General features: G+C 61.1%; 23 protein-coding genes. 9 read left to right on the top strand and 14 right to left on the bottom strand.

Annotated features, from left to right (window positions below; genetic code table 11):
* The first annotated feature begins 383 nt into the window (after window positions 1-383).
* Complete coding sequence (locus V9T28_RS07090; RefSeq protein WP_116398321.1) at window positions 384-1,412, top strand: S1C family serine protease; 1,029 nt, start codon at window positions 384-386, stop codon at window positions 1,410-1,412.
* A gap of 224 nt (window positions 1,413-1,636) precedes the next feature.
* On the opposite strand, the gene V9T28_RS07085 is transcribed toward V9T28_RS07090, so the two are convergent.
* Window positions 1,637-2,230, bottom strand: a complete 594-nt coding sequence (locus tag V9T28_RS07085; protein ID WP_116398320.1) for a hypothetical protein — start codon at window positions 2,228-2,230, stop codon at window positions 1,637-1,639.
* 142 nt (window positions 2,231-2,372) lie between these two features.
* Window positions 2,373-2,825: a hypothetical protein gene (locus V9T28_RS07080; protein WP_116399738.1), complete on the bottom strand. Its 453-nt coding sequence runs from the start codon at window positions 2,823-2,825 to the stop codon at window positions 2,373-2,375.
* A 177-nt stretch (window positions 2,826-3,002) separates the two neighbouring features.
* Between V9T28_RS07080 and thiD the strand changes: the two genes are divergently transcribed.
* Window positions 3,003-3,794, top strand: coding sequence for a bifunctional hydroxymethylpyrimidine kinase/phosphomethylpyrimidine kinase (gene thiD, locus V9T28_RS07075; RefSeq protein WP_116398319.1), 792 nt, complete (start codon window positions 3,003-3,005; stop codon window positions 3,792-3,794).
* A 31-nt stretch (window positions 3,795-3,825) separates the two neighbouring features.
* Here the strand turns inward: thiD and V9T28_RS07070 are convergent, their stop codons facing one another.
* Window positions 3,826-4,713: a LysR family transcriptional regulator gene (locus V9T28_RS07070; protein ID WP_116398318.1), complete on the bottom strand. Its 888-nt coding sequence runs from the start codon at window positions 4,711-4,713 to the stop codon at window positions 3,826-3,828.
* 203 nt (window positions 4,714-4,916) lie between these two features.
* Here V9T28_RS07070 and V9T28_RS07065 point away from each other — a divergent pair, with 203 nt between their 5' ends.
* Entirely contained in the window at window positions 4,917-6,437 is a 1,521-nt protein-coding gene (locus V9T28_RS07065) for an MFS transporter (RefSeq protein ID WP_245423788.1), read from the top strand.
* 170 nt (window positions 6,438-6,607) lie between these two features.
* Here V9T28_RS07065 and V9T28_RS07060 read toward each other — a convergent pair whose 3' ends face one another.
* Window positions 6,608-7,912 (bottom strand): ABC transporter ATP-binding protein, encoded by a 1,305-nt coding sequence (locus V9T28_RS07060; RefSeq protein WP_116398316.1) that lies wholly within the window; start codon window positions 7,910-7,912, stop codon window positions 6,608-6,610.
* 97 nt (window positions 7,913-8,009) lie between these two features.
* Window positions 8,010-9,911: an ABC transporter permease gene (locus tag V9T28_RS07055; protein WP_116398315.1), complete on the bottom strand. Its 1,902-nt coding sequence runs from the start codon at window positions 9,909-9,911 to the stop codon at window positions 8,010-8,012.
* A gap of 371 nt (window positions 9,912-10,282) precedes the next feature.
* On the opposite strand from V9T28_RS07055, the gene blaOXA reads away from it, so the two are divergent.
* Window positions 10,283-11,119, top strand: coding sequence for a class D beta-lactamase (blaOXA, locus tag V9T28_RS07050; RefSeq protein ID WP_245423786.1), 837 nt, complete (start codon window positions 10,283-10,285; stop codon window positions 11,117-11,119).
* 158 nt (window positions 11,120-11,277) lie between these two features.
* On the top strand, window positions 11,278-12,039 hold the full coding sequence (locus tag V9T28_RS07045; protein WP_116398314.1) for an SDR family NAD(P)-dependent oxidoreductase: 762 nt from the start codon (window positions 11,278-11,280) through the stop codon (window positions 12,037-12,039).
* Window positions 12,040-12,059: 20 nt separating this feature from the next.
* On the opposite strand, the gene V9T28_RS07040 is transcribed toward V9T28_RS07045, so the two are convergent.
* Window positions 12,060-14,057, bottom strand: coding sequence for a hypothetical protein (locus V9T28_RS07040; protein ID WP_147306352.1), 1,998 nt, complete (start codon window positions 14,055-14,057; stop codon window positions 12,060-12,062).
* Window positions 14,058-14,140: 83 nt separating this feature from the next.
* On the opposite strand from V9T28_RS07040, the gene V9T28_RS07035 reads away from it, so the two are divergent.
* Window positions 14,141-14,635: a tetratricopeptide repeat protein gene (locus tag V9T28_RS07035; RefSeq protein ID WP_116398312.1), complete on the top strand. Its 495-nt coding sequence runs from the start codon at window positions 14,141-14,143 to the stop codon at window positions 14,633-14,635.
* A 330-nt stretch (window positions 14,636-14,965) separates the two neighbouring features.
* Here the strand turns inward: V9T28_RS07035 and V9T28_RS07030 are convergent, their stop codons facing one another.
* Window positions 14,966-15,451 carry a glutathione peroxidase gene (locus tag V9T28_RS07030; RefSeq protein WP_116399736.1) on the bottom strand — a complete coding sequence of 162 codons (486 nt, stop codon included), beginning with the start codon at window positions 15,449-15,451 and terminating at the stop codon, window positions 14,966-14,968.
* Window positions 15,452-15,608: 157 nt separating this feature from the next.
* Between V9T28_RS07030 and V9T28_RS07025 the strand changes: the two genes are divergently transcribed.
* Window positions 15,609-16,166 carry a DUF3859 domain-containing protein gene (locus tag V9T28_RS07025; protein ID WP_116398311.1) on the top strand — a complete coding sequence of 186 codons (558 nt, stop codon included), beginning with the start codon at window positions 15,609-15,611 and terminating at the stop codon, window positions 16,164-16,166.
* Window positions 16,167-16,196: 30 nt separating this feature from the next.
* Here V9T28_RS07025 and V9T28_RS07020 read toward each other — a convergent pair whose 3' ends face one another.
* The 3 genes from V9T28_RS07020 to V9T28_RS07010 all read right to left on the bottom strand — a co-directional run bounded on the left by V9T28_RS07020 (window position 16,197) and on the right by V9T28_RS07010 (window position 18,593).
* Window positions 16,197-16,925: an ABC transporter permease gene (locus V9T28_RS07020; protein WP_116398310.1), complete on the bottom strand. Its 729-nt coding sequence runs from the start codon at window positions 16,923-16,925 to the stop codon at window positions 16,197-16,199.
* A complete protein-coding gene (locus V9T28_RS07015; protein ID WP_116398309.1) occupies window positions 16,925-17,632 on the bottom strand; it encodes an ABC transporter permease in 708 nt (235 codons plus the stop codon). Before V9T28_RS07015 ends, V9T28_RS07020 begins: the two co-directional genes overlap by 1 nt.
* 181 nt (window positions 17,633-17,813) lie before the next feature.
* The gene (locus V9T28_RS07010; protein ID WP_116398308.1) at window positions 17,814-18,593 is read right to left on the bottom strand and encodes a transporter substrate-binding domain-containing protein; all 780 of its coding nucleotides are present in this window, start codon (window positions 18,591-18,593) and stop codon (window positions 17,814-17,816) included.
* A 375-nt stretch (window positions 18,594-18,968) separates the two neighbouring features.
* On the opposite strand from V9T28_RS07010, the gene V9T28_RS07005 reads away from it, so the two are divergent.
* Window positions 18,969-20,093 carry a type II asparaginase gene (locus V9T28_RS07005; RefSeq protein WP_116398307.1) on the top strand — a complete coding sequence of 375 codons (1,125 nt, stop codon included), beginning with the start codon at window positions 18,969-18,971 and terminating at the stop codon, window positions 20,091-20,093.
* A gap of 130 nt (window positions 20,094-20,223) precedes the next feature.
* Here the strand turns inward: V9T28_RS07005 and V9T28_RS07000 are convergent, their stop codons facing one another.
* Window positions 20,224-20,481: a hypothetical protein gene (locus tag V9T28_RS07000; protein ID WP_116398306.1), complete on the bottom strand. Its 258-nt coding sequence runs from the start codon at window positions 20,479-20,481 to the stop codon at window positions 20,224-20,226.
* 76 nt (window positions 20,482-20,557) lie between these two features.
* Window positions 20,558-20,740 (bottom strand): hypothetical protein, encoded by a 183-nt coding sequence (locus tag V9T28_RS06995; protein WP_116398305.1) that lies wholly within the window; start codon window positions 20,738-20,740, stop codon window positions 20,558-20,560.
* 173 nt (window positions 20,741-20,913) lie between these two features.
* On the opposite strand from V9T28_RS06995, the gene V9T28_RS06990 reads away from it, so the two are divergent.
* Window positions 20,914-21,210, top strand: a complete 297-nt coding sequence (locus V9T28_RS06990; RefSeq protein WP_116398304.1) for a chorismate mutase — start codon at window positions 20,914-20,916, stop codon at window positions 21,208-21,210.
* 61 nt (window positions 21,211-21,271) lie between these two features.
* Here the strand turns inward: V9T28_RS06990 and V9T28_RS06985 are convergent, their stop codons facing one another.
* Both V9T28_RS06985 and V9T28_RS06980 read right to left on the bottom strand, forming a co-directional pair.
* The gene (locus V9T28_RS06985; protein WP_116398303.1) at window positions 21,272-21,766 is read right to left on the bottom strand and encodes a glycoside hydrolase family 108 protein; all 495 of its coding nucleotides are present in this window, start codon (window positions 21,764-21,766) and stop codon (window positions 21,272-21,274) included.
* A gap of 70 nt (window positions 21,767-21,836) precedes the next feature.
* A complete protein-coding gene (locus V9T28_RS06980) occupies window positions 21,837-22,229 on the bottom strand; it encodes a hypothetical protein (RefSeq protein ID WP_116398302.1) in 393 nt (130 codons plus the stop codon).
* Between the last annotated feature and the right edge of the window lie 298 nt (window positions 22,230-22,527).

Below are 22,527 nucleotides of genomic sequence, written 5' to 3'. Positions count from 1 at the left end.
TTTGCGCGCCCTGCCAACCACCTCTAGGCTTGGTTCTACCAGCTATCCGCACCGGGCATGGCTCGTGCGCCCAATCGCTTAAAATTATCAAAGCCATCGTCCTGCCTTGTGGAGCATTCACGACCGGCTTGGCGGCACAGGGCGGGGCGGGCCTGTTGGTGCCGAGCTTGGCCCCCGGGCGCGGGCGCCGCCAACGTCAACCTAGTGCTGTGAACCTGTAGCGCGGACCTGCCCCATCAGGTGCGGGTAATCGATCCGGAGGGGAGATAAGAACCAGGATTCGTGGCGGTGACGCGCGAGGCCTCACGCCGAACGGGTCTCAACCCGCCCCTGGCAACCGCCCCCGCCCCTCCCCATATCATTGGGCAACAAAGGAAACTTCCATGCTTGATGATTTTCACGTCGCCTGGGTGGATGCCACGCCCATACTTGACGACTTTTCTTCTCCCTCAGGATCCACGCAGCCGGCCGCCCCGTCGGACGAAGCCCTGCTCGACGCCTATTCGCAGACCGTCACGAGCGTCGTCGACCGGGTCGGCCCGGCCGTCGTGCGGCTTGATATCAAACGTCCCGGCACCGGCCAGCGCGCAGGCTCCGGTTCCGGCGTGATCATATCGCCGGACGGCTTTGTGCTGACCAACAACCACGTGATCCAAGCCGGCCGGCAGGCCGACGTCACGACGCTCGATGGCCGCGTGCTCTCGGCCCGCGTGCTCGGCGACGACCCGGACACCGATCTCGCGCTGCTGCGGATCGACGAGAACACCTCTCTCGACTATGCCGCGCTCGGCGACTCGCACAAGCTGCGGCGCGGCCAGATCGCCATCGCCATCGGCAACCCGCTCGGCTTCGACGCCACCGTGACGACCGGCGTCGTCTCGGCGCTCGGGCGCTCGCTGCGCTCGCAGAACGGCCGCCTGATTGACGATGTGATCCAGACCGATGCCGCGCTCAACCCCGGCAATTCCGGTGGGCCGCTCGTCTCCGCGCGGGGCGAGGTAATCGGCATCAACACCGCGATCATTCAGGGCGCGCAGGGCATTTGCTTCGCGGTCGCCTCCAACACCGCCAATTTCGTCATGGGCGAAATTGTGCGGCACGGACGGGTGCGGCGCGGCTATATCGGGATCGGCGCCGCCAATATCGTCATCCCACGCCGCATCGCGCTGCGCAAGGACCTGCAGGAGACCGGCGCGACGATCACCACGGTCGAACGGGGCAGCCCGGCGGACGAGGCCGGCCTTTTGACCGGCGACATCATCCTGAGCCTCGACGACGTGCCGGTGACCGGCGCTGACGTACTGGTGCGGCTCTTGAATGCCGACCGCATCAACCGCACAATTCCCGTCGACGTGCTGCGCCGCTCGGAAAAGCTGCGCTTCTGGATCGGGCTGAAGGAACGCAAGAGATGACGGGCTGCGATGCAACCCGTGTAGCGCGGAACGGCGCGCCGTGACATGTGCGCCGTTCAATGCTATGAATTCAAATCAACTGGCGCGAAGAATTTCCCGAAGGATATGACAATGAAGCCGTTCCCTCCAATCGTTAAAGGCATCGCTACTTAACCGGAGCGCCGCATCGCTTTGCTGAAAGCCGTAATGCGTCGTGCTTGCATGCGCTTACCCGTCAGGTCCGATTACAATCCCTTACCGTAGAATGGCAAATAACTTCGCCACTTTGCTTGCCACGTGAGCAGTTCCGTGTTCAGTTTGTTTTTGGCGTCTTGGCCGTATAGGCGGGTTTCGTCCAGCGCCGTAACGACATCCCGGATCGCCGCTAATTTGCGTCTGGCGGGGAGATTCTTGAATGGATCGGATGTCAGATTGCCGATCAATTCCAGAGCTAGCATTTCCTGATTGTGGAACCGCACCATTTGCGAATAGGTTTCGCGTGTCAGGAAAAGAAAATCGGCCGCTTCCGTCCTGAAGAAACTCGGCACGCTATCGGCCTCGACGGTGTAGAGATAGTAGCCGGGCTCCGAAACCGCCGTTGCGAAATAGTCGTCGGTGAAACCCTCGCGCAAACTCGCCAAGATCGGATCTATATACGCGATGATCCCTTCGATTTCGTCGATCACGGCGCCGAGGAGAAGCAACCGCTTGCGATAGACACTGCCTGACTGCAAATAGGCTGAAATCAGCTGCTGCAGGACGAACAACAGCACCGGAATCCAGAGATGCTGCGTCCAATCCTCGCCCGACTGCGATCCCCCAACCGAAATCGATATCACACGCGCCCCTCCGTGTGAAAAATCCCGGTGGCGGCCAACGCCTCGCGAAGCTGGTTCCGCCCCTGGTCCCGCTCAGCAGATTAGCCGCAATCACGCTCCGAAGCCAGAGAGAAGCGCGGCTGGAAGACATAAGGCGCTTGCCTCACTCGATCAACTCGGCGGCACGCTTCTTCCAATCGCCGGTGGTGTTCCACCAGCGGTTGGGGTTGTGGGTATCGTCGAGCCCTTTCGAGCGGCTGGCCAGAATGGGCTGAACGCGGATCACCGGCTCTTGATAGGAATGTGCGTTGAAAATCGCCTCGATGACTTGGGTCGCCAGCGCTTGGTCGCTGGCCAGTTCGAACGACACTTCGACGACTTCGGGGCGCCTGCGCACCTCGTGCTCGGCGCCGGCCGCCGCGCCCTCCAACGGCCGATAGCGCTCGATGCCGGGCGCCGACTGATAGGAATTACTGTCGTAGCGGCCCATGCGGAGCGGTGCGATCTTCACAACCTCCGCCATGATCCGCTCGACATCGCTGAATGGCGCCTGGAATGTCAGTAAAAGCATCGGCTGCATGTGCAGCGAATGGGTGTCAAACCCCTTAACTCTCATCATCGCCTCCATGGCTGCTGTTGCCGATGGGGCAACATAGACCTCGGCCGCGTTAAGGAGTGTCAGCAGTGCTGCTCGTCATCGCCATCGCGAACGCCTATATTGGTGCTCATTGACCTAGACCGCCCCCAATAAGATTGGTTTCGCCAAAGTCCGAGCGAGTTTCTGGAGTTTCCCGTGCCGACCCCCATCGCCCTCACCATCGCCGGCTCCGACTCAGGGGGAGGTGCGGGTATTCAGGCGGATCTGAAAACCTTCGCCGCGCTCGGCGTCTATGGCACGAGCGCGATCACCGCGGTGACGGCGCAAAATACCCTTGGCGTGCAGGCGATTCATGCGGTGCCAGCGGAGATCGTCGCCGCACAGATGACCAGCGTGCTGAGCGATATGCACGTCAGCGCGGCGAAGATCGGCATGCTTGCCAATGCGGCAAATATCATGGCGATTGCCGAGGTTCTGCAGCGCTATCCCGCACTGCCGCTCGTGCTTGATACCGTTCTGGTCTCCAGCAGCGGCCGCGCACTGCTCGCCGAAGACGCCCTCGATCTCCTGCGCGCGCGGCTCTTCCCCCGGGCTCATCTCGTCACGCCCAATCTGCCCGAGGCGGCTGCGCTTCTGCACACCGATATGGCGACGGATGTCGCGGGCATGGAAATACAGGCAAAGGCTTTGCACGCGTTCGGATGCGCCGCCGTCCTGTTGAAAGGCGGGCATGGCGCCGGCGAGGAAAGCATCGACGTGCTCTACGACGGCACCGATCTGCATCATTTCGCGGCGCATCGCATCGCGGCGAAAAACACCCATGGCACCGGATGCACATTATCCGCCGCCGTCGCGGCCGGCCTCGCCAAGGGGCTCGATCTATATGCGGCGGTGGGCGCGGCCAAATCCTACGTGACGCGGGCTATCGCGGCGGCGGATCGCCTGCATGTCGGCAAAGGCAACGGCCCGCTGCAGCATTTTCCGTGATACCCGTCAGCGGAGGAGCGGGGCCAGCACTTTAGACGGCCAGTTTGCGGCTGATGAATTCGACAAAAGCGCGCACTTTCGGCATGGGGTGGCGATTCGCAAGCCAGAGCATATTGAAAGCCCGCGGCCCGGTGACAAAGTCAGGCAAAACCAAGCTCAAAGCGCCACTTTGCAGCGACGGCTGAACGAGAAAATTCGGCATGCAGGCGATGCCGATACCGGCGCGCGTCGCCGCATGCAGCGCCTCCATATTGTTAGCGCTCATCGCACGCGCCATTGTACGCTCGGCGCCCTCATGCGGCGCTTTGAGCGGCCAATCCAGAATGCGGCCGCTATAGGCGAAACGGAATTGAATCGCGCGATGCCGCGCAAGATCCGCGGGCGTCTGCGGCTCATCATATTGAGCCAGATAAGCCGGTGCGGCGCACAGAACCATTTGAAACTGGCACAGACGGCGCGACATCATCCGCGAATCCGGCAGATCGCCCGAGCGGATGGCGACGTCGACATTCTCGTCGATCAGATCGACGAGATGGTCATTGAAATCGAGGTCCAATTCGATCTGCGCATGCGAGAGGATGAACTCCGGCAGCACCGGCATCAACAGGTGATAGGTCACGATCGGCGTGCTCACGCGCAGGCGGCCACGCGGCTCGTCACGCCCATGGGCGAGAAGCGCCTTCGCCTCATCGAGATCTTCCAAAATGCGCCGGCAGCGCCCGTGAAACAGCGCGCCCTCCTCGGTCAGGCGAATGTTGCGCGTCGAGCGATGGAACAGCCGCACGCCGACATGCGCCTCGAGCCGTGCCACCGCCTTGCCGACCGCCGAAGCGGACAGCCCGAGCACGCGGCCCGCAGCGGCGAAACTGCCGAGGTCCGCGGTGCGAACGAAGGCGATCAGATTGCCGTGATTTTCCATTCTCCCGTATTTTGCCGCAGAGACACGAAAGAACAAGTCTGCATTCGAGAATTCCGCGCTGCAATGTTCGGAACCCGAGCGGCATAGTCGCGCTGGCCGCCGCGCCTTAGATCTTGCTCATGACCGCGCGGCCATCGGCCGCCGTCACCTCTCCCGCAGCAAGGCGCCTTAAGCGCCGCTGCCTCCCATCGAACGAGTCCATCATGATTAACTCTTCACACCGCGCCAGCGCGGTCAGAAGCGGTTTCGTGCTGTTTGCCATGTGTCTCGCCGCCATCGCCATGCCCCTCACCTTCACCGGCCCCGCCGTGGCGCTCGGCGCGATTTTTCGCGATCTCGGCGGCAGTCCCGTCGCACTCAACTGGATCACTAACGCCTTCATGCTCGGCTTCGCCAGTGCGCTGATGGCGATGGGCACATTGGCCGATCGCTATGGTCGGAAGCGCGCCTTCCTCGCCGGCACCGGAGCGTTCGCGCTCGCCTCCCTCGGTCTCGCTTTCGCCGCCTCGATCGAAACCTTCATAGCTTTGCGCGCGGTGCAGGGCATTGCCGCGGCGCTGGCCTTTGCCAGCGGCCTTGCGGCCCTCGCGCAGGACCTCGATGGGCCTCATCGGATGCGGGCTTTCAGCCTCGTCGGCACCAGTTTCGGCATCGGTCTGTGCTGCGGGCCGGTGAGCGCCGGCGCGATGGTCAATGCCATCGGGTGGCATTCGATCTTCTGGCTCGTGGTAGCGCTGACTTGCGCCGCCTTCACAACGGCGCTGATGTTCATGCGCGAGTCGCACGACCCCGAAGCGCGCACGTTGGATTGGCCCGGCGCGCTCACTTTCACCGGCGCCTTGAGCCTTTTGACCTGGGGCGTGCTGCAGGCGCCGGCGAGCGGCTGGAGCGACCCGCTCGTTCTCGCCTTGCTGGCCGCAGCAGCGGTTCTCGCCGCGTGGTTCGTCCGGATCGAGACGCACGCGGCAAGGCCGATGCTCGATCTATCTCTGTTCCGCTTTCCGCGCTTCGTCGGCGTCCAGCTTCTCGCGGCCGCGCCGGCCTATGCCTTCGTCGTGCTGCTCGTGCTGATGCCGATCCGCTTCGTTGGCATCGAGCAGATCGGTGAGCCGCTCACTGGCCGCATGATGTTCATCCTTTCCGCGCCCTTGCTGATCCTGCCCTTGGCCGCGGGCTTCCTTGTGCGCTGGATCGCGCCGGCATTCCTGTGCGGCATCGGCCTCCTCATTTGCGCCAGCGGGCTCTATTGGCTCAGCCGCATGCCGGTCGGCACGCAGCTCGACGCTTTTGCCGGCCCGCTCCTCACCATCGGCATCGGCATCAGCCTGCCTTGGGGCCTGATGGATGGGCTGGCGGTGAGCGTCGTGCCGAAGGAGCGCGCTGGCATGGCGGCGGGCATTTTCTCGACCATCCGCGTGGCCGGTGAATGCATCGCATTGGCGCTCGTCAACGCCCTTCTCGGGGGGGTGATTGCTGTGCGGCTTCCCGGAGGCAATGCCTCGCTCGCCGCGCAAAAGCTCGTGACCGGCAATATGGCGGAAGGCGCCGATCTCTTAGCGCCTATGCCCGCCGCCGAGATTGTCCAGCACTACGGCAGCGCCTTTAGCCTGCTGCTCGACGTGCTCACCGGCATCACGATTCTGACTGCGATTGTGGTGTTTCTCTCACTGAACGTGCGCAGCGATCAAAGGGACGAAACCGCAATCGCGATCGGCGCCGAATAAGAAGCAGCGGGTTGACCGGCCGGTGGAAATGTTTGCGGCCGAAGCGGCAAATTACTCCAACTACTTTGCCTCAGACTCTCGTAACACTAACACTTATCATCCCGGGTAAAGCCCGGGATGATAAGGAAGCCTTTTTATAGGCGCATACTTAAGACGGTAGCGCTCCACGCTTACTGCGGGTTCTCCAGGCTGAACACCTGCGCCGCCTCGTCATAGGCGAAAAGCTCGCCGTAGCGGCCCCAGTTGGTCACAGAACGCAGCGTCGTTTCGGCGTAATCTTCGGACATGTAGTCCTCGAGTTCTTCGCGGAAGCGGCTTGCAGGCGCGACGTGGGTGGGGCGCTCGTCGAGCACGCGACGAATGCGGCCGGCGAGCGGCACATAGGTCACGAGATGGTCGCCGAAGAGGCGCTTGCGTACATCCACTTCCGATTCCGCGAAACGCCGTCCAGCCGGGGTGATCTTGATGTCGCCTTCCGCGAGTTCGGCAAAGCGCAGCAATTGCAGCGTTTCCGCGACGGGGAAGAGTTCGTCGATCTCCATCGTCAGGTCGTCGGCGAGATGCGGCAGGTCGGCGACACCGTTGTAGGGCGCCGCAACCAGGGCTTCCATGAAGCCGGCCATGGTGTTGGTAGAGACGCGCGGGAGGATCATGCCGATGCCCATGCCGGGGAAGGCGCCCTGGGTCTGTCGCGGATCTTGGCGCTTGGTCATCAGTGTGTAGATCTGATCGACCAATTGGCGGAATTCCGGGTCGGCGCGGTTGCGTGGATGGGTGAGATTGACCTTGATTTCGGCCGCGATCTTGCCCGGGTTCGACGACAGCACGAGCACGCGGTCGCACATCTGCACCGCTTCCTCGATATTGTGCGTCACCATCAAAATCGATTTCGTCGGCATGCGACCTTCCGTCCACAGATCGAGAAGGTCGGTGCGCAGGGTTTCGGCGGTGAGCACGTCGAGCGCCGAGAACGGCTCGTCCATCAAGAGGATTTTCGGCTGCACCACGAGGGCGCGGGCAAAGCCGACACGCTGACGCATGCCACCCGACAGCTCTTTCGGAAAGGCCGATTCAAACCCGTCGAGGCCGATGATGTCGATGCCCTTCAGCGCCCGCTTGCGCGCCTCTTCCGGCGATACTTTGTGCGCCCGCAGACCGAGTTCCACATTGTCGAGCACGGAGAGCCAGGGAAAGAGCGCGAAGCTCTGGAACACCATGGCAATGCCTTCGGCAGGCCCGTCGATCGGCTTGCCGTCGAAGATCGCCTCACCGTCCGACGGCGAATTGAGGCCTGCGACGATCCGCAGCAGCGTCGATTTGCCCGAGCCCGAGCGACCGAGCAGGCCGACGATCTCATTCTCATTCAGCGACATCGACACTTCATCGAGAACGAGATGACCATCGCCGCCGCCTTTCTGATAGCGCTGGCTGACGTTTTTCACTTCGAGAAGTGCATGGGGAGCTTGCTGGAGCATGGGCTAACTCACTGGTGATTTGTCGGTGATCCCTTCGCCCCGCTGATACGGAGACGAGAGGGCTCGGCTTGCTTCGCGTAGAACTTCCGTCGCCATCTTACGCAACCCGCAATTTGCGCTCGGCGTAGGCATAGAGGCGGCGCCAGAACAGGCGGTTGAACAGGATGACGAAGATCGACATCATCACCGTACCGAGAACGACTTTTTGGAAGGCGTTGTCGTCGGTGGACGCGGAAGCGTCGGCGATATAGGCGCCGATGCCGTGCGCGCTATAGGTCTGGTCGCCCCATTTCACCGTCTCGGCGACGATGGCAGCGTTCCACGAACCGCCCGACGCCGTGATCGCGCCGGTGAAATAATAGGGCATGATGCCGGGCAGAATGACATTCTTCCACCATTGCCAGCCTTTGATGTGGAAATTGGCCGACACTTCACGCAAATCGTTGGGGAAGGCCGACGCGCCCGCCACCACGTTGAACACGATGTACCATTGCGTACCGAACACGATGAGCGGCGAGAGCCAGATGTCGGGATTGAGATTGAACATCGCCATCAGCGGCACTGCGATCGGAAACAGGAGGTTGACCGGGTAAGCGGCCAGGAATTGCGCCGCCGGCTGAATGAAACTGGCAAGGCGCGGGCGCAAGCCGATCCACACGCTCACTGGCACCCAGAAGATGGTCGCGAGCAGCATCAGCACGGCGACGCGCGCCAGCGTGTAGCAGGTGAGCCAGAAGGTCTCCCACACGTCGCTCATGCTCAGCGACTGGCTCACATAGCTCGCGATCTCCCACGCGGCATAGAGAAAGCCAAGAACGATGATGGCAAACCAAGCGATGTCGATGAGGCGAGACGTTGCGGGCGAAGCGTCAGCCACGCTGCTGGGCGCCCAAATCCATTTGGCGAGCACGAACATCGGTACGATGAGCAACAGCGCCAGCAAAAAAGTGCCGTCATTGTAAACCTGCGTGTCAAACACATGCCTGGCGAGGTAAAGCCAGAACACGACGAGCAGCGCGAGCAACACCTTCGGGACGATGCTAGCCCGATCGATGCGCAGCAGGGTGAAGCGGCGGAAGAGGTCCTGGACCGGGCGCGAGGCGTGGCGCACCCAGCGCGTGCGGTTGAGCAAATCGAGCAGCCACGACTTGTCGGTGGTTTGCGCGGCGGACAATTCGACGCGGAACTTGTCGGCCCAGGCGACGACGGGGCGGAACAGCAATTGGTCGTAGATCAGGATCACCACGAACATGGTGATGACGGTCGCAATCACCGCGCCCCAATCCTTGGCGTCGATCGCGGTTGCAAGATAGGAGCCGATGCCCGGCAGTTTCACCGTCGTGCCATGCACGGTAATCGCTTCCGACGCGACGAGGAAGAACCACGAGCCGGACATCGACATCATCGTGTTCCACAACAAGCCCGGCACGGCGAAAGGCGTTTCAAGATTCCAGAATTTCTGCCAGCCCGTAAGATGGAAGCCGTCGGCGACCTCGCTCAAGTCATGTGGCACAGTACGCAGCGACTGGTAGAAGGAAAAGGCCATGTTCCAGGCCTGTGCGGTGAAGATCGCGAAAATCGCGGCACATTCGACGCCGAGCGTGCTGCCCGGAAACAGCGTGTCGGTGAAGAACGTGACGGTGATGGTGAGAAAGCTCAGCACCGGCACCGATTGCAGCACATCGAGCATCGGAATGAGCACCATTTCGGCGCGCCGGCTCTTCGCTGCCCACGTGGCGTATGTAAAGGTGAAGACGAACGAGGCGGCCATCGCGATCGCCATGCGGATCACTGAGCGGATCGCGTAATAAGGCAGATTCCAATAGGACAGGTCGATCGTCGGCGCTTCTTCCAATTTGGGCAGCGGGGCATTGATGCCGTGCGCGCCCTTGGTAATGGCGATGATGATGGAGAAGATGATCGCCATTGCGATCAAATCCCAATGATTGGGCAATGCCCGGCGGCTCATCGTGGATAAAGAGGCGAATCTCGGAAGCATGACCCCATCCGTGACACGAAACGAAAAGCGGAACCTCGAAGGAAGATTCCTCTGACCTGCCTAGTCCATTATTCATATGACAATGGGATGACAGTTTCTTGTAACATGAACGATGACAAGTCAAATATTTGTTAAATAAGAGATTATTCCCTGCGTCTAACCCCCTTAAACAGACCACCGGCGACCCACTCAGCAGGGCACGGCAAATTTTCGAGGGCACCACAAAATTTGCTGGGCGCGGCGGCTTATCCACAGCTTAACCGGCCGTTAACGCCGTTGCCAGCCGTCCCGGCCGCTAGCCCCATTCGGCCGCAATGCGCCGCCAGAAACGGCACCGGCATTTTCGCCTCTTCCTCCAACAGGTTGCTTCGATGGCTTTCTCGCTTACACAACAACCGCCGTTCCGTCTCCTTCTAGCCGCCTTCTTGGGCATGCCCCTCCTCGCCCTCCCCGCCCAGGCGCAAGACGCGCCCGGCTGCACCTTGATCGCGGACGCCGCGACGGGGAAAATCATGCAGCAGGAGGGAGCATGCGAGACACGCGTCACCGCGGCCTCGACCTTCAAGATCGCTATCAGCCTGATGGGCTATGACGCGGGCTTCCTCAAGGACGAACACACGCCGGTCCTATCCTTCCACCCCGGCTATCCCGCTTGGAACCCAGCCTGGCGGACCGATATCGACCCGACGAGCTGGATCAAAAATTCGGTCTTCTGGTATTCGCAGCAAGTGACGCGCAGCCTCGGCGAGGCGCGCTTCCAACATTACGTCCAGGCGTTCCACTACGGCAACGAGGATGTGTCGGGCGACCCGGGCAAACACGATGGCCTCACCGATTCCTGGAACAGTTCGTCGCTGAAAATCTCACCGCTCGAAGAAGCTGCCTTTCTCGAGAAGATCGCGCAGCGCACCCTGCCGGTCTCGACCCATGCCTATGACATGACCGACCGGCTCACCGAGATCGCGACGCTGCCCAACGGCTGGGACGTGCATGGCAAGACCGGCACCGGTTTCCCGCGCGACGCGACAGGGGCCGAGGACCACGCGCATGGCTACGGCTGGTTCGTCGGCTGGGCGACGAAGGAAGGCCGCACGCTGGTCTTCGTGCGCCAGATCCAGGATACGGAAGCGCACAAGGACGGCGCCGGCTTGAGGGCGCGCGAGGCCTTCCTGCAGAAATTGCCGGCGCTGCTCGACCAGGCGCAATAGATGGCGACACGCGGCCAGGATATCGGGGCCAGAGACCTCGCAAGAAGGCCTCGATATCGTCCGCGGATTGACCCGGGATGACAACGTGACTTTCGCGTAGGCTGTGGCTTACAGTCCCCGCACCGTTGCTAAAACGAATTCATTGAAGGGATGGAAACATGCGCGTTGCGAACATTCCGGCGATCGTCACGGGCGGCGCCTCAGGCCTTGGCGAAGCGACCGCCCGGGCGCTCAGAGCCGCCGGCGCGCAGGTCGCGATTCTGGATTTCAACCTCGCGGCGGCAAAAACAATCGCGGCGGAGATCGGCGCATTGGCGCTCCAATGCGATGTCGCAAGCGCGGCAAGCGCCGAGGCCGCCGTTGCCGCAGCGACGGCGGCGCAGGGCTCGGCGCGCATTCTCGTCAATTGCGCCGGTATCGCGCCCGGCGCGCGGGTGGTGGGCCGCAACGGTCCGATGCCGCTCGACGATTTTCGTAAAGGCATTGAGGTCAATCTCATCGGCACGTTCAACTTGATCCGCCTTGTCGCCGCCGGCGCCTCGACGCTGGAACCGCTGGAGGGCGGCGAGCGCGGCGTTCTGATCTCGACCGCGTCGATTGCCGCCTTCGACGGCCAGATCGGGCAAGCCTCCTATGCCGCCTCCAAGGCCGGCGTTGCCGGCATGACGCTGCCGATTGCGCGCGAACTCGCACGCTTCGGCATTCGCGCCGTGACGATCGCACCGGGGATTTTCGAAACGGCGATGCTGCGCGGCCTCCCCGAAAATGTGCAGCAGAGCCTGGGCGCCGGCGTCCCCTTCCCCTCGCGCCTCGGCCAACCGGACGAATATGCGCGCCTCGTGATGGCGATCATCGATAATCCCATGCTCAACGGCGAGGTCATCCGCCTCGACGGCGCCCTGCGCATGCCGCCACAGTGAGATCGCGCGACGGGGCCTCATCAATCGTGCTCGAAGAATTGGGTATCGATCTTTTGACCGTCCAAATGAATATGTACCGTCGTTGTGATCTTGCCTGTGGGACGGGAAGTGGCGTTCGCCGATGCCGCGGGGCTCGGAGCCATCAGGGCTGGATCGGTGACGACTGATCTTGCAAACAGATCGCCGAGTTTGAGCGGCATCGCGGGAGCCATTCCCATGCCGCCCCAATTATCGACGGAATTGCGAGAATATGGCTCGTTGACCACCGGATCGGAATCGCGACGTGATGTCTTATATATATCGCCATACCCTTCATCGACGGCATTCTCGACTTGCACCTCATGCTGCAGGTGCTTGATCCGCTCAGTTTCGATGGGCTTGGCAGGTATTTTGCGGGGTAGCTTGATGCCGCGAACCCCTGGCATCATGACCGTCCGTGTAAACTCGCCATCCTCCCCCTGATTCCAGGTAATGTGCGTCGCAGGGTCGACAATGTGCCGCTCGCTGCGCAAATTCAGGGCGCTCGTTACGGCCTCGGGCAGTGGGCCGAACTTCTCCCAGCCGTTCTTGTAATAGGTTTGCAAGTAGCTACGCGCGTCCACTGTGGGACCATTTTCATTCGACGTCTGACGTTGCCTTGCAAGCTCATCCAGCTTAGCGCTCGTTGCGGAATCGGCTTCGTCCCGGTGGCTAAGCCTGCCGGCACGCACGACATGCGCCCATCGACTAATGGGCGATCTGCCATCGCGCACCTTCTCCCAATCTTTGCCATCGAGCATCAGGTGGTCCGTATCCAACACCTCTGGGCTGCCGAGCACGAGGTCCGCAATCTTCTCGCCACGGTGAAAATCGAGACCAGGTACTTGGTCCGCGGGCGCCGGCTTCTCAATACGTTTCCATATCGAGCCGGCGGCAGAACCGATATTTAGATTTGGCACCAACTCGTAACTCACCCACCGGCCTTCCACACCGTTCGCGCCCTCGATATAGGTGTAGTGGTTACCGTTTCCGCCGATTCCGTTGTCAATGATTTGTTGATCATAGGCCTTTGCCACGCGGTCACCGAAAAGCGCACCGCCGACCGCACCAGCCCCAGTCGCCAGAAGCGTGCCAACGGGACCTGTCAGTCTCCCAAGCCTAAGGCCCCACAGCGCGCCCGCCGTCATACCTCCGAGTGTTCCGAGGGACGTTCGCGCCAAGAAATGCCGCCACTCAGAATCAGCCGAGAATGTATTGCCTTGCGCAATCAAGCTATGCACCCGCCAAGCGGTCAATCCGGCATCCAATGCGAGTCCGACCATCCCAAGGTGCTTAAGAATGCCGCCTATGGATCGCATGCGATCAAATGCTGCGATGCCATCCGCGTCGAACAAAGTTGTTCGACCGCTGTCGGAAACATGGCCCGGGATAGCAAACCTCTCCGCCATCGGTGTCGGAACCGCACGGGTTTCAGCATATGCCACGGCCTGCTTCGTCGCTTTGGCGCCTCCCAATCTGACGACCCTTTTATCTTCGTTGTTGTAGATGACATTTTCGCGAAACAACCGGTAGAGAAAAGATGGAAGAGCGACGAAGTCGATTTGCCTAAATTGCACTCCGTTCTCCGTCGAAAAGATCTCGTTTGTTATGGGAGGGCGCCCCAGAATCTGTGCTTCGCCGTTGGCGCTAAAAAATTCGCCCTCCTTGCCGCGCCAGTTATTTATTTTGCCTCGAGACCAGCCCCATGCCTTTAATACGCTGGTATCGATGCCAGTAATATGGTCGTCGAGAAATCGTGCACGAATACCAAGATCTTTTAACGTCTTCGCGAACGGCCCCGAAGGTCCAAATTTGTTAGCGCCCCACGGGCGCATGAATGTGTATTGCGGACGCACTTCTGGAGCATTCCATGTCAACCAGCGACCAAACGATGACAACGTAGCGTGGGCCCCTGTGCCGACCTCTTCTGCTCGCTCCGTACCGGACGGACCAAAAGCAATGCGAAGGCCGAGTTTGGATTCGAGATCGCGAGCGAACATTGTGAGATATCCTTATGTTTTAGGAAGTTGAATTGCCCGCGTCCCGGTGGCATCGTTATGCGGGCACATCGACGGCGACGAAGATGCGTTGGGCTCTGAGCGTTGTTATTTGCGTGCTGCTGACGATGCCGGCGGCGTCCTCGGCGCAAGATGTCACTTTTGGTTTACGGCCCCCGCTCAATGAGCACGAACGTGCGGTGCTGCTCGCAAAAGGAACACCCGAGGAGCTGTTCAATGCCGGCGTTGCATACGAGAACGGTCGCGGCGCAAGCCACAACGATACGCTGGCCGCACAATTTTATCGCGCAGCCGCGGAGCGCGGTTACGCGCGGGCACAAGTCAATTTGGGTAAGCTCTACAGCGACGGCCAAGACGTATCACAGGATTATGCCGAGGTACGGTCCTGGTTTGAACGCGCCGCAGACCAGGGCTCCGCCGAAGCACAGTACGGCCTGGGACTCCTCTATTTCGCCAAGAACAGCGTACCGAAGGACGAGGCCCAGGCGCTGGTTTGGGCACCCAAAGTCACAGAACAAGGGCTACCCGAAGCGCAATCCAACGTTGCATTTGCTACATGAAAGGGATCGGCGCCGCGCCGAACGCCGCTCTCGCCTTCCAATGAGCGACGAAAGCGGCAGCTCAGAATCAAGCAGACGCACAATTTATTCTCGGCGTGATGTATCAAGCTGGACTTGGAACGCAAGAGAATGCAAGCGAACCGGTAAAATAGTATCGCAAAGCTGCGGCTCAAGGTCATGACGAGGCGGAAGAGCGTTTGAAAAAGCTGGGTGCAAGCGAAAACCCGTAACGAAGCAGCTGCGTCTCATCCAACATGACCTCGCGGCGCTGAAAGGGGTGTGCTGAGCTCGAGCGATCCGAGCCAGACCCGACGCGATCCCTGCCTGCGACTACGCATCAATCTCGCGTGCGACCTCATCCGCCAAATCCTCCGGCTTGTCGTTGGGCGCAAATCTCTTCAGCACCTGCCCCTGCCTGCCAATCAAAAACTTCGTGAAGTTCCATTTGATCGATTTCGTACCGAGCAGGCCCGGCGCCGCGCCTTTCAGGAAGTCGTACAGGGGCGCGGCGTTGGCGCCGTTCACATCGATTTTGGCAAAGAGCGGAAAGGTGACGTCATAGGTGAGCGAGCAGAAGCTCTTGATCTCCGCCTCATCCCCCGGCTCCTGATGGCCGAATTGGTCGCAGGGGAAGCCGAGCACCGCGAAGCCGCGTGGCGCGAATTTCCGGTAGAGTGCTTCGAGCCCGACATATTGCGGCGTGAACCCGCACTTGCTTGCGACATTGACGACGAGCAGCACTTGGCCGGCGTAGTCGCGCAAGGTTGCTTCCTGGCCGTCGATATTCCTAACGGTAAAATCATAGATCGATATCACGCCGCCCACTCCTCTTGACGGCGCAAGCATTTCAGCTTCGGTGCCGACTGGCAAGAATTGTCACACTCTGGTGCGAATCCGCCATGTCCATCCTTTAAGTTTTCAGGAAACGCCCAATCTGTTCAAATGGGCGTGACAGAGAGGATGGCGGACACCCATGACCGGACCAATCGTGGCGCGGGTCTCGATCGCGATGTTGCTGCTGTCGCTGCCAGCGGCGGCGCAGGAGGTGCGCGTCGATGGCGTCGAGATCGTGACGGAAGGCGTCTATACGACGCAACGCGACCCCACGAAGCCAGACGTACGCACCGACGAAGGCATCTCCGCGACGCTCGCCGCGTGGCAACACCTGCGCACCACGCATATCGTGCCGGCCTGCAAGGGCATCAGCTTCGGCCAGGAGGTACGCGTGACCGGCGCTCCCGAGGGCACGCTTGTCATCCTGCGCACTGTCACGATTCCGCCCAAACCCCTCGCCGATCCGCTGGCGCCCAAACCGTGGCAGCAGATGGTCTCACACGGCTCCTATCTCATCGGCCAAGCCGGCATCGACTTTTACGGTTTCGACGAAAATTGGGAGCTCGTTCCCGGCACCTGGCGCCAGCAGATGTGGTACGGGGAGAAAAAGATTCTCGACGTGTCGTTCGAGGTCGTGCTCGGCGATTGCGATGCGATCTCACGCCGTGACGGCGGTCGATTGGCACGAGCGCCCTGAAGGCCGCTGCACGCAGGCCCGCCACACGTCTCAATGCCGCGACACGGCGACATGCTTCGAGATCGAACCCTCCCACCAACGCCACACGCGGCGAATGATTTCGACGATGATCAGATAGATGACCGCGACGGTAATATAGACCGACATATCGTAGCCGATCTTGTAGAGGTCTTTGGCTTCCGCCATCAGGTCGCGCACGGTGATCAGCGAGGCAATGGCGCTGGCCTTGATCATCGAGATCAGTTCGTTGCCCAGCGGACGCATCGCCACCAGCAGCGCCTGCGGCCAGATCACGCGCAGCGACGCGGCGAACTTATGCAGACCGAGCGCGCTCGCTGCTTCCCACTGCCCCTTGGGCACAGATTGAATGGCACCGCGCAGGATTTCCGCCTGGTAGGCGGCGGTGTTGATACTGAACGAAACGATGCAAATGAAGAAAGCCTCGCGGAAGAACGGCCACAGCGCCGCCGGCATCAGCCCATCCGCGTGCAATTCGCCTGCCCCGTAATAGAATAGGAAAAGCTGGCACAACAAGGGCGTGCCGCGGAAGAAGGTGATGTAGCCGCGGGCGCAAGCGCTGAGCAGCGCGTTCTTCGACATGCGCGCCTGCGAAATCGGATAGGCGAGCAGAAAACCGATCGGCACGGATAAGCTAACGATTTCCGCCGTCACGACGAGGCCGCGCCACAGCTTCCATCCCTGCACTGCCATCAGGTCGTAATTGAACACGTAGGAGAGGATATATTTGAACAGCTCCATCAGCGGCTAAATCCCCTGTTGAAGCGGCGTTCCAAACGCGACAGCACGAATTCGGAGGCGAGGCTGATGACGAGATAGAGCGCGCAGGCGACGATGCCGAGAAAGAACAGCGGCTTTTGCGTCTGCACCGCCGCCTGACGCGACGTGCCCATCAATTCGAACAGGCCGAGCGCCGAAACGAGCGCCGTATCCTTGAGCAGCACCATCCACACATTGCTGAGACCCGGCAGCGCGATGCGCACGAGCTGCGGCAGAATGACGAGGAAGAAGGCGTTGATGCGATGCAGCCCGAGCGCTTCGGCCGCCTCGCGCTGCCCCTTCGGCACGGCTTTCAGCGCGCCGACCCAAATCTCGCTCGAATAGGCGACCGCCACCACGCTGAGCGCGATGACCGAGGCGAGGAAGGAATTGATGTCGATACGGTCAAGGCCGAGCGCCGCGGTGATATAGTCGAGGATCTTCTGAAAGCCGAAATAGACGATGAACAGGGCCAGAAGATCGGGCACGCCGCGAAAGAACGTCGTATAGCCCTCGCAGATGGCGCGCACCGTCGCGTGACGCGAAAGCTTGAGCACCGCCAGCATGAGTCCGCCGGCAAAAGCGAGCGGCCCGGCGCAGCCCGCGAGGCCGAGCGTCACCAGCGCGCCTAGAAAGATCTGCCAGCCCCAGCCTTTGGGGCCCAAAAGAAGGTTGTATAAAAGGTCCATCGGAAGCCTGGATGTAGAAAAATCCCTTCTCCCCGTTCACAACCCGGCCGTGCCTGGTTTGCGCATTTGAGATGCCCAACACGGGCAAGCCCGAGTTCAGAACGGTGAGAAGGTGGCTTGCGAAGCTGGGCGAGGCTGAACTCGGGCGAGCCCGAACTCAGTTCGATGAGAAGGAAAGCGCTTACTTCCCGCGGATCGAGAATTTGAAATATTTCGCTTCGATGGCCTTATAGGTGCCGTCCGCATCGGCCTCGGCGATGGCTTTGTTGAACATCGCCAGCAAGTCGGTGTCTTCCTTCCGGAAGGCGGCGGCAACGCCAGGGCCCTGGATCGCTGAATCCTTTGGCACATTGCCGATGATCTTGCAGCAGCCGTTGGCCTTATGGTCGAGGAAGTCCTGCTCCACCACGGCGTCACCCAGCACGTAATCGATACGCCCCGCGGCGAGATCGAGATTGGGTTCGTCCTGCGTCTGGTAGAGCTTGGTATCCATGCCGGGATAGAGCTTCTCGATATATTTCGCTTGGATCGTCGAGGTCTGAGTGCCGATGGTCTTACCCTTCAGCGTCTCAGGCTTGATGTCGGCGGCCTTGTCGCTGGCCTGGCCGATGATCACGTTGCCCGTGCTGTAATAGAAGTCGGAGAAATTCACCTTCTGTTTGCGTTCCTCGGTGATGTTCATGCTCGACGCGATGACGTCGAACTTGTTCGCGTCCAGCGAGGGAATGATCCCGTCCCAATCCTGATTCTGGAACGTACAGGTGACTTTGATCTTGTCGCAGAGTGCCTTGAAGTAATCGACCTCGAAGCCGACGATCTGGCCGTTCGAATCCACGCTCTCGAACGGCGCGTAGCTCGCATCCATGCCGATGCGCACCGTTTTCCATTCCTTGGCTGAAGCGGCTCCAAGCCCCGCCCATACGGCCGTCGCCGCGACCAGCAGCAGTTTCGTTTTTGTCATTATCCCCTCCACGTTATGCCTCATGCATAAGCGTTGCGGACAGGCTGCATGATCGCATTAGGCTCGTCAAGCAAACACCTCGCTGCACTGCGCAATTGCCGGGCAGTCTGCCGAGGAGCGCCCAAGTTTGCCGCAACCGGAGCGGAAACGATGCGAACCTTGCCCGCCGTTTGGGCATGACCGGAGCCGGGGGGGAGCGCAACTTGCAGAGCGGCAAGACCGCGTTGGCGCGCGCCTAGCCAACTGACTCCCTACCTCATTTGTGGCATTGTGCCACACTGGTCGGGCCTTCAGGCTGGCCGCGCGATTTTCGTGAAAGCAGGGCCCCTCGCCGCGAAAATCGGAAAAATATGTGGCCAAACATAAGGAAATGCTATGTCTCTTGGAGGAAAAAGCCGCGCTTTCGCGCTGGCAATGCTCGTTGGCGCCTCGCTCGCGGTGCCACATGTAAGCTTCGCTCAGGACAGTTCCGCGCCGGCGACCGCCGCCGCGACGGCTCCCAATCCCAATCTCCCCCACGTCGTGATTCTGTGCACCGGCGGCACCATTGCCGGCACCGGCGCGACCAGCACAACTACGGTCGGCTATACGGCCGCGAAAGTCGGTTGCGACACGCTCGTCGACAGTGTGCCGGAGCTGAAAAAAGTCGCCAATGTGACGGGCGAACAGGTCTACCAGATCGCCTCGGAGAGCATCACCAACGACAATTGGCTGAAACTCTCGAAGCGCATCAACGAACTCCTGAAGCAGGACAATGTGGACGGCGTCGTCGTCACCCACGGCACCGACACGATCGAGGAAACCGCCTATTTCCTCGACCTCACCGTCAAGAGCAAGAAGCCTGTGGTGATCGTCGGCTCGATGCGCCCCTCGACCGCGATCAGCGCTGACGGCCCGATCAATCTCTATAATGCCGTAATCATCGCCGGCAGCAAGGAAGCGGTCGGCAAGGGCGTGCTCGTGTGCCTCGACGATCAGATCAACGCCGGCCGCGAAGTCACCAAGAGCAACACCTCGACCACTGACACGTTCCGCACGCCGGACCTCGGCTTCCTTGGCTATATGCAGGACAATAAGCCGCATTTCTACCGCACCTCGACCCGCCTGAACACGGCGGACACCGAGTTTGACGTCTCGAACCTCACCAGCCTGCCGCAGGTCGACATCGTCTATGCCTACGGCAATTATAATTCGCTGGCACTCGACGCCTTCGTGAAGGCCGGCGCCAAGGGCATCGTCCATGCGGGTCCCGGCGACGGTTCGGTCGGCGCGCAAATGGTCGGCCCGCTGCAGGAGGCGCGTAAGGCCGGCGTCGTCGTCGTGCGCTCGGCCCGCGTCGGCTCGGGCATCATCGCCCGCAACGGCGAACAGCCCGACGACAAATACGATTGGGTGGCGAGCGACAACCTCAACCCGCAAAAGGCCCGCATCCTCCTGATGCTGGCGCTGACCAAGACCAACGACACCAAGGCCATCCAGGACATGTTCTGGAAATATTGAGAGCCGAAAATGCAAAAAGACCGGCGCGCCTTGACAGGCGCGCCGGGATGAGAACTGCCGAGGCTGCCCGCGGCGCGGCGATCCGGACCGCGAGCTTGCAGCTCGCAAGCACGGCAATCCCCCTCCTCGCTCACACCTGGACTTCCGCGAGCCGCCGCTCGAGCGTCTCGATTTTCGCCTCCAATCGCTGGATATGTTCGGTGAGATCCCTGATGCGGTGCTCGTAACCTTCGATCAGGGTGGTCAGCCGCGCATCGACGGCCTGCTGCAGCGCCGGCCCGCGATTGACCAGCGCGATGAGAAAACCGCCGATCAAGCCGCCGCCGCCGGTCATCAGCGCGCTCGCAAGCGTGATCGCCCATTGCGGCATCTCATAAACGTTCGACATGGCTGCGCTGGCTCCTCTCGTAAAAAGCCGCGGCGCGAGCGGCGACGCAGCTGTTGGAATGATCGGTTTGTCGCTGTTACTTGCCGCCGGTCAGCGGCGGCGTCGTGGTGACGGATCGCAGAACCATGCCCACGATGCCGATGCCGGTTACGATGACGCCGGCCTGCTGGCCGCCAAGCACCGAGGTCCAGTCGAAGGCCTGCGCCACGCCGACGAGAGCGACAGCCGCGTTAAAAACCAATGTGCGATACCCCTTCATGCAATACTCTTTCGCTTCTTCTTAAAATTGCCGGAGGACCGCCCGGCGCGGATGGGTGAGCGCGGCCATGGCGCACATGACGCCCCGCCGCAGTGGTGCCGATACGTGCCAAGCCCTTGTTGCGCCGCGCCGACGCTGGCTATAAATCGGGACGAGAACCAAGGAAGAGCTCCATGTCCCTCACCAACGAACCGTTGCAAGAACTGCAGGAACTGCGCCGAAGCATCGACAATATCGACGCGGCGGTTGTTCACATCCTGGCCGAGCGCTTCCGCTACACCCAGCGCGTTGGCGCGCTGAAAGCAAAATATGATTTGCCGCCCGCCGATCCGAAGCGCGAGGAGGAACAAGTCGCGCGGCTGCGCCAGCTCGCAAAATCGGCCGAGCTCGATCCGGACTTTGCCGAGAAATATCTCGCCTTCGTCGTGCGCGAAGTGATCCGACATCACATCTCCATGCGCAGAGCCTGAGCCTCGCGGGATACCAGCGACCATCGTCCCAGGCTCGCCTTCCGGGATGACGTTGCGGCTTTCATAAAGCCGGTGCCAGCACCGGCGCCGTCGCCATGGTGAGCGCCAGCCGCTCGCACGCCACCTCCCGTGCCGTCCAGCCGCGGCCGAAATGCGCCCAGATTTTCAACCGCTTCCAAAAGCCGAGCCGCACGGCGTGCAACCGGCGGACGCGCGCGGACGGATTAAGCGACACTGTCTGAGCGAGCCAGCGCAACGCCCGCCCTGGCCCCATGTTCACGGCAATATCGAACGCCATCAGATCGACGCCTTCGGCGAGCCTATCGCCGTCGATCAGGTTCCAATATTTTTTGATATAGATGTTTTTCACCAGCCCGCTTTGCGGCTGCAACGCCCGCACTTCGGCAAGGCTCGCCTTACGGCCGAGTTCATGCGACAGCGTCGCCTGCGTAATGCCGCAACAGGTCGGGCCGCCTGGATCATGCGGATTGTCGACGAAAGCTCCCTCGTATTTGAGGGTGAAAGCAAGGCAATTGGCAAAATTATCGACGGCCATGGATGCTCCAAAACAAAAGCCGCCCAAAAGGGCGGCTCACAGCGGACAGATTTGGAAATGACTTTTCAGCTTAAACGTCGAGCATCATGGCGGCCTTGTAGGCCTTCAGCAAGAGCTCGGCACCGATCGAGATCGGACCCGGATCGGTACAGCCGTGGTTGGTGAGAAAGACCAGCGCCGTATGCGTCTGCGGCAACAACACGATGGTGATTTCCTCGGCGTGAAAATCGGTCGGCTCGCCGGTGGCGTTCACCACCGCCAGAAAGGATTCCGCCTTCGAGCCGCTCAAAGTGCGTAGGCCGGCGCCCACATGCAGGCTTTGCTGCTCCAGCATATTCTGCGCGTCGGTGCGCGCCCAGCATTGCCCCTGGTCCTGCGCATGGGCAAGCCCCGGAAGAAGCGCGAAAAGCGATACAGCCCCGCCCAAGACGAGATGGCGCAGCGAGCGTGACGTTGCGAACATGGCCGCAACTCCTTAAGTTCGGCGGCCATTTCGGGAAGCTGTGGAGCATCCGAAACGACGCGCCTCATGTGGAAATTTAGAGCACCCCAGCGGTTTCTCAAGCCGCCGGTTCGACGCTGACAGGAAGAATAGCGCTAACGCCTTCACAACTCTGTGAGACTCCGCACAGCATCGTTTCGTGCTTTCGGGTGAGGCGGCAATGCAACCTGACCGAAAGGCTTAGGCCTGGACACGACGCTCGCCGCGCCCTGGAGTCCTCACCGGCGGGGTAAGAAACGGCTCCGGCCGCCACCGAACC

The organism is Methylovirgula sp. 4M-Z18 (assembly GCF_037890675.1).
Lineage (GTDB): Bacteria > Pseudomonadota > Alphaproteobacteria > Rhizobiales > Beijerinckiaceae > 4M-Z18.
The sequence above is the reverse complement of the archived record's forward strand: the minus strand, read 5'-3'. Positions and strand labels throughout refer to the sequence as shown.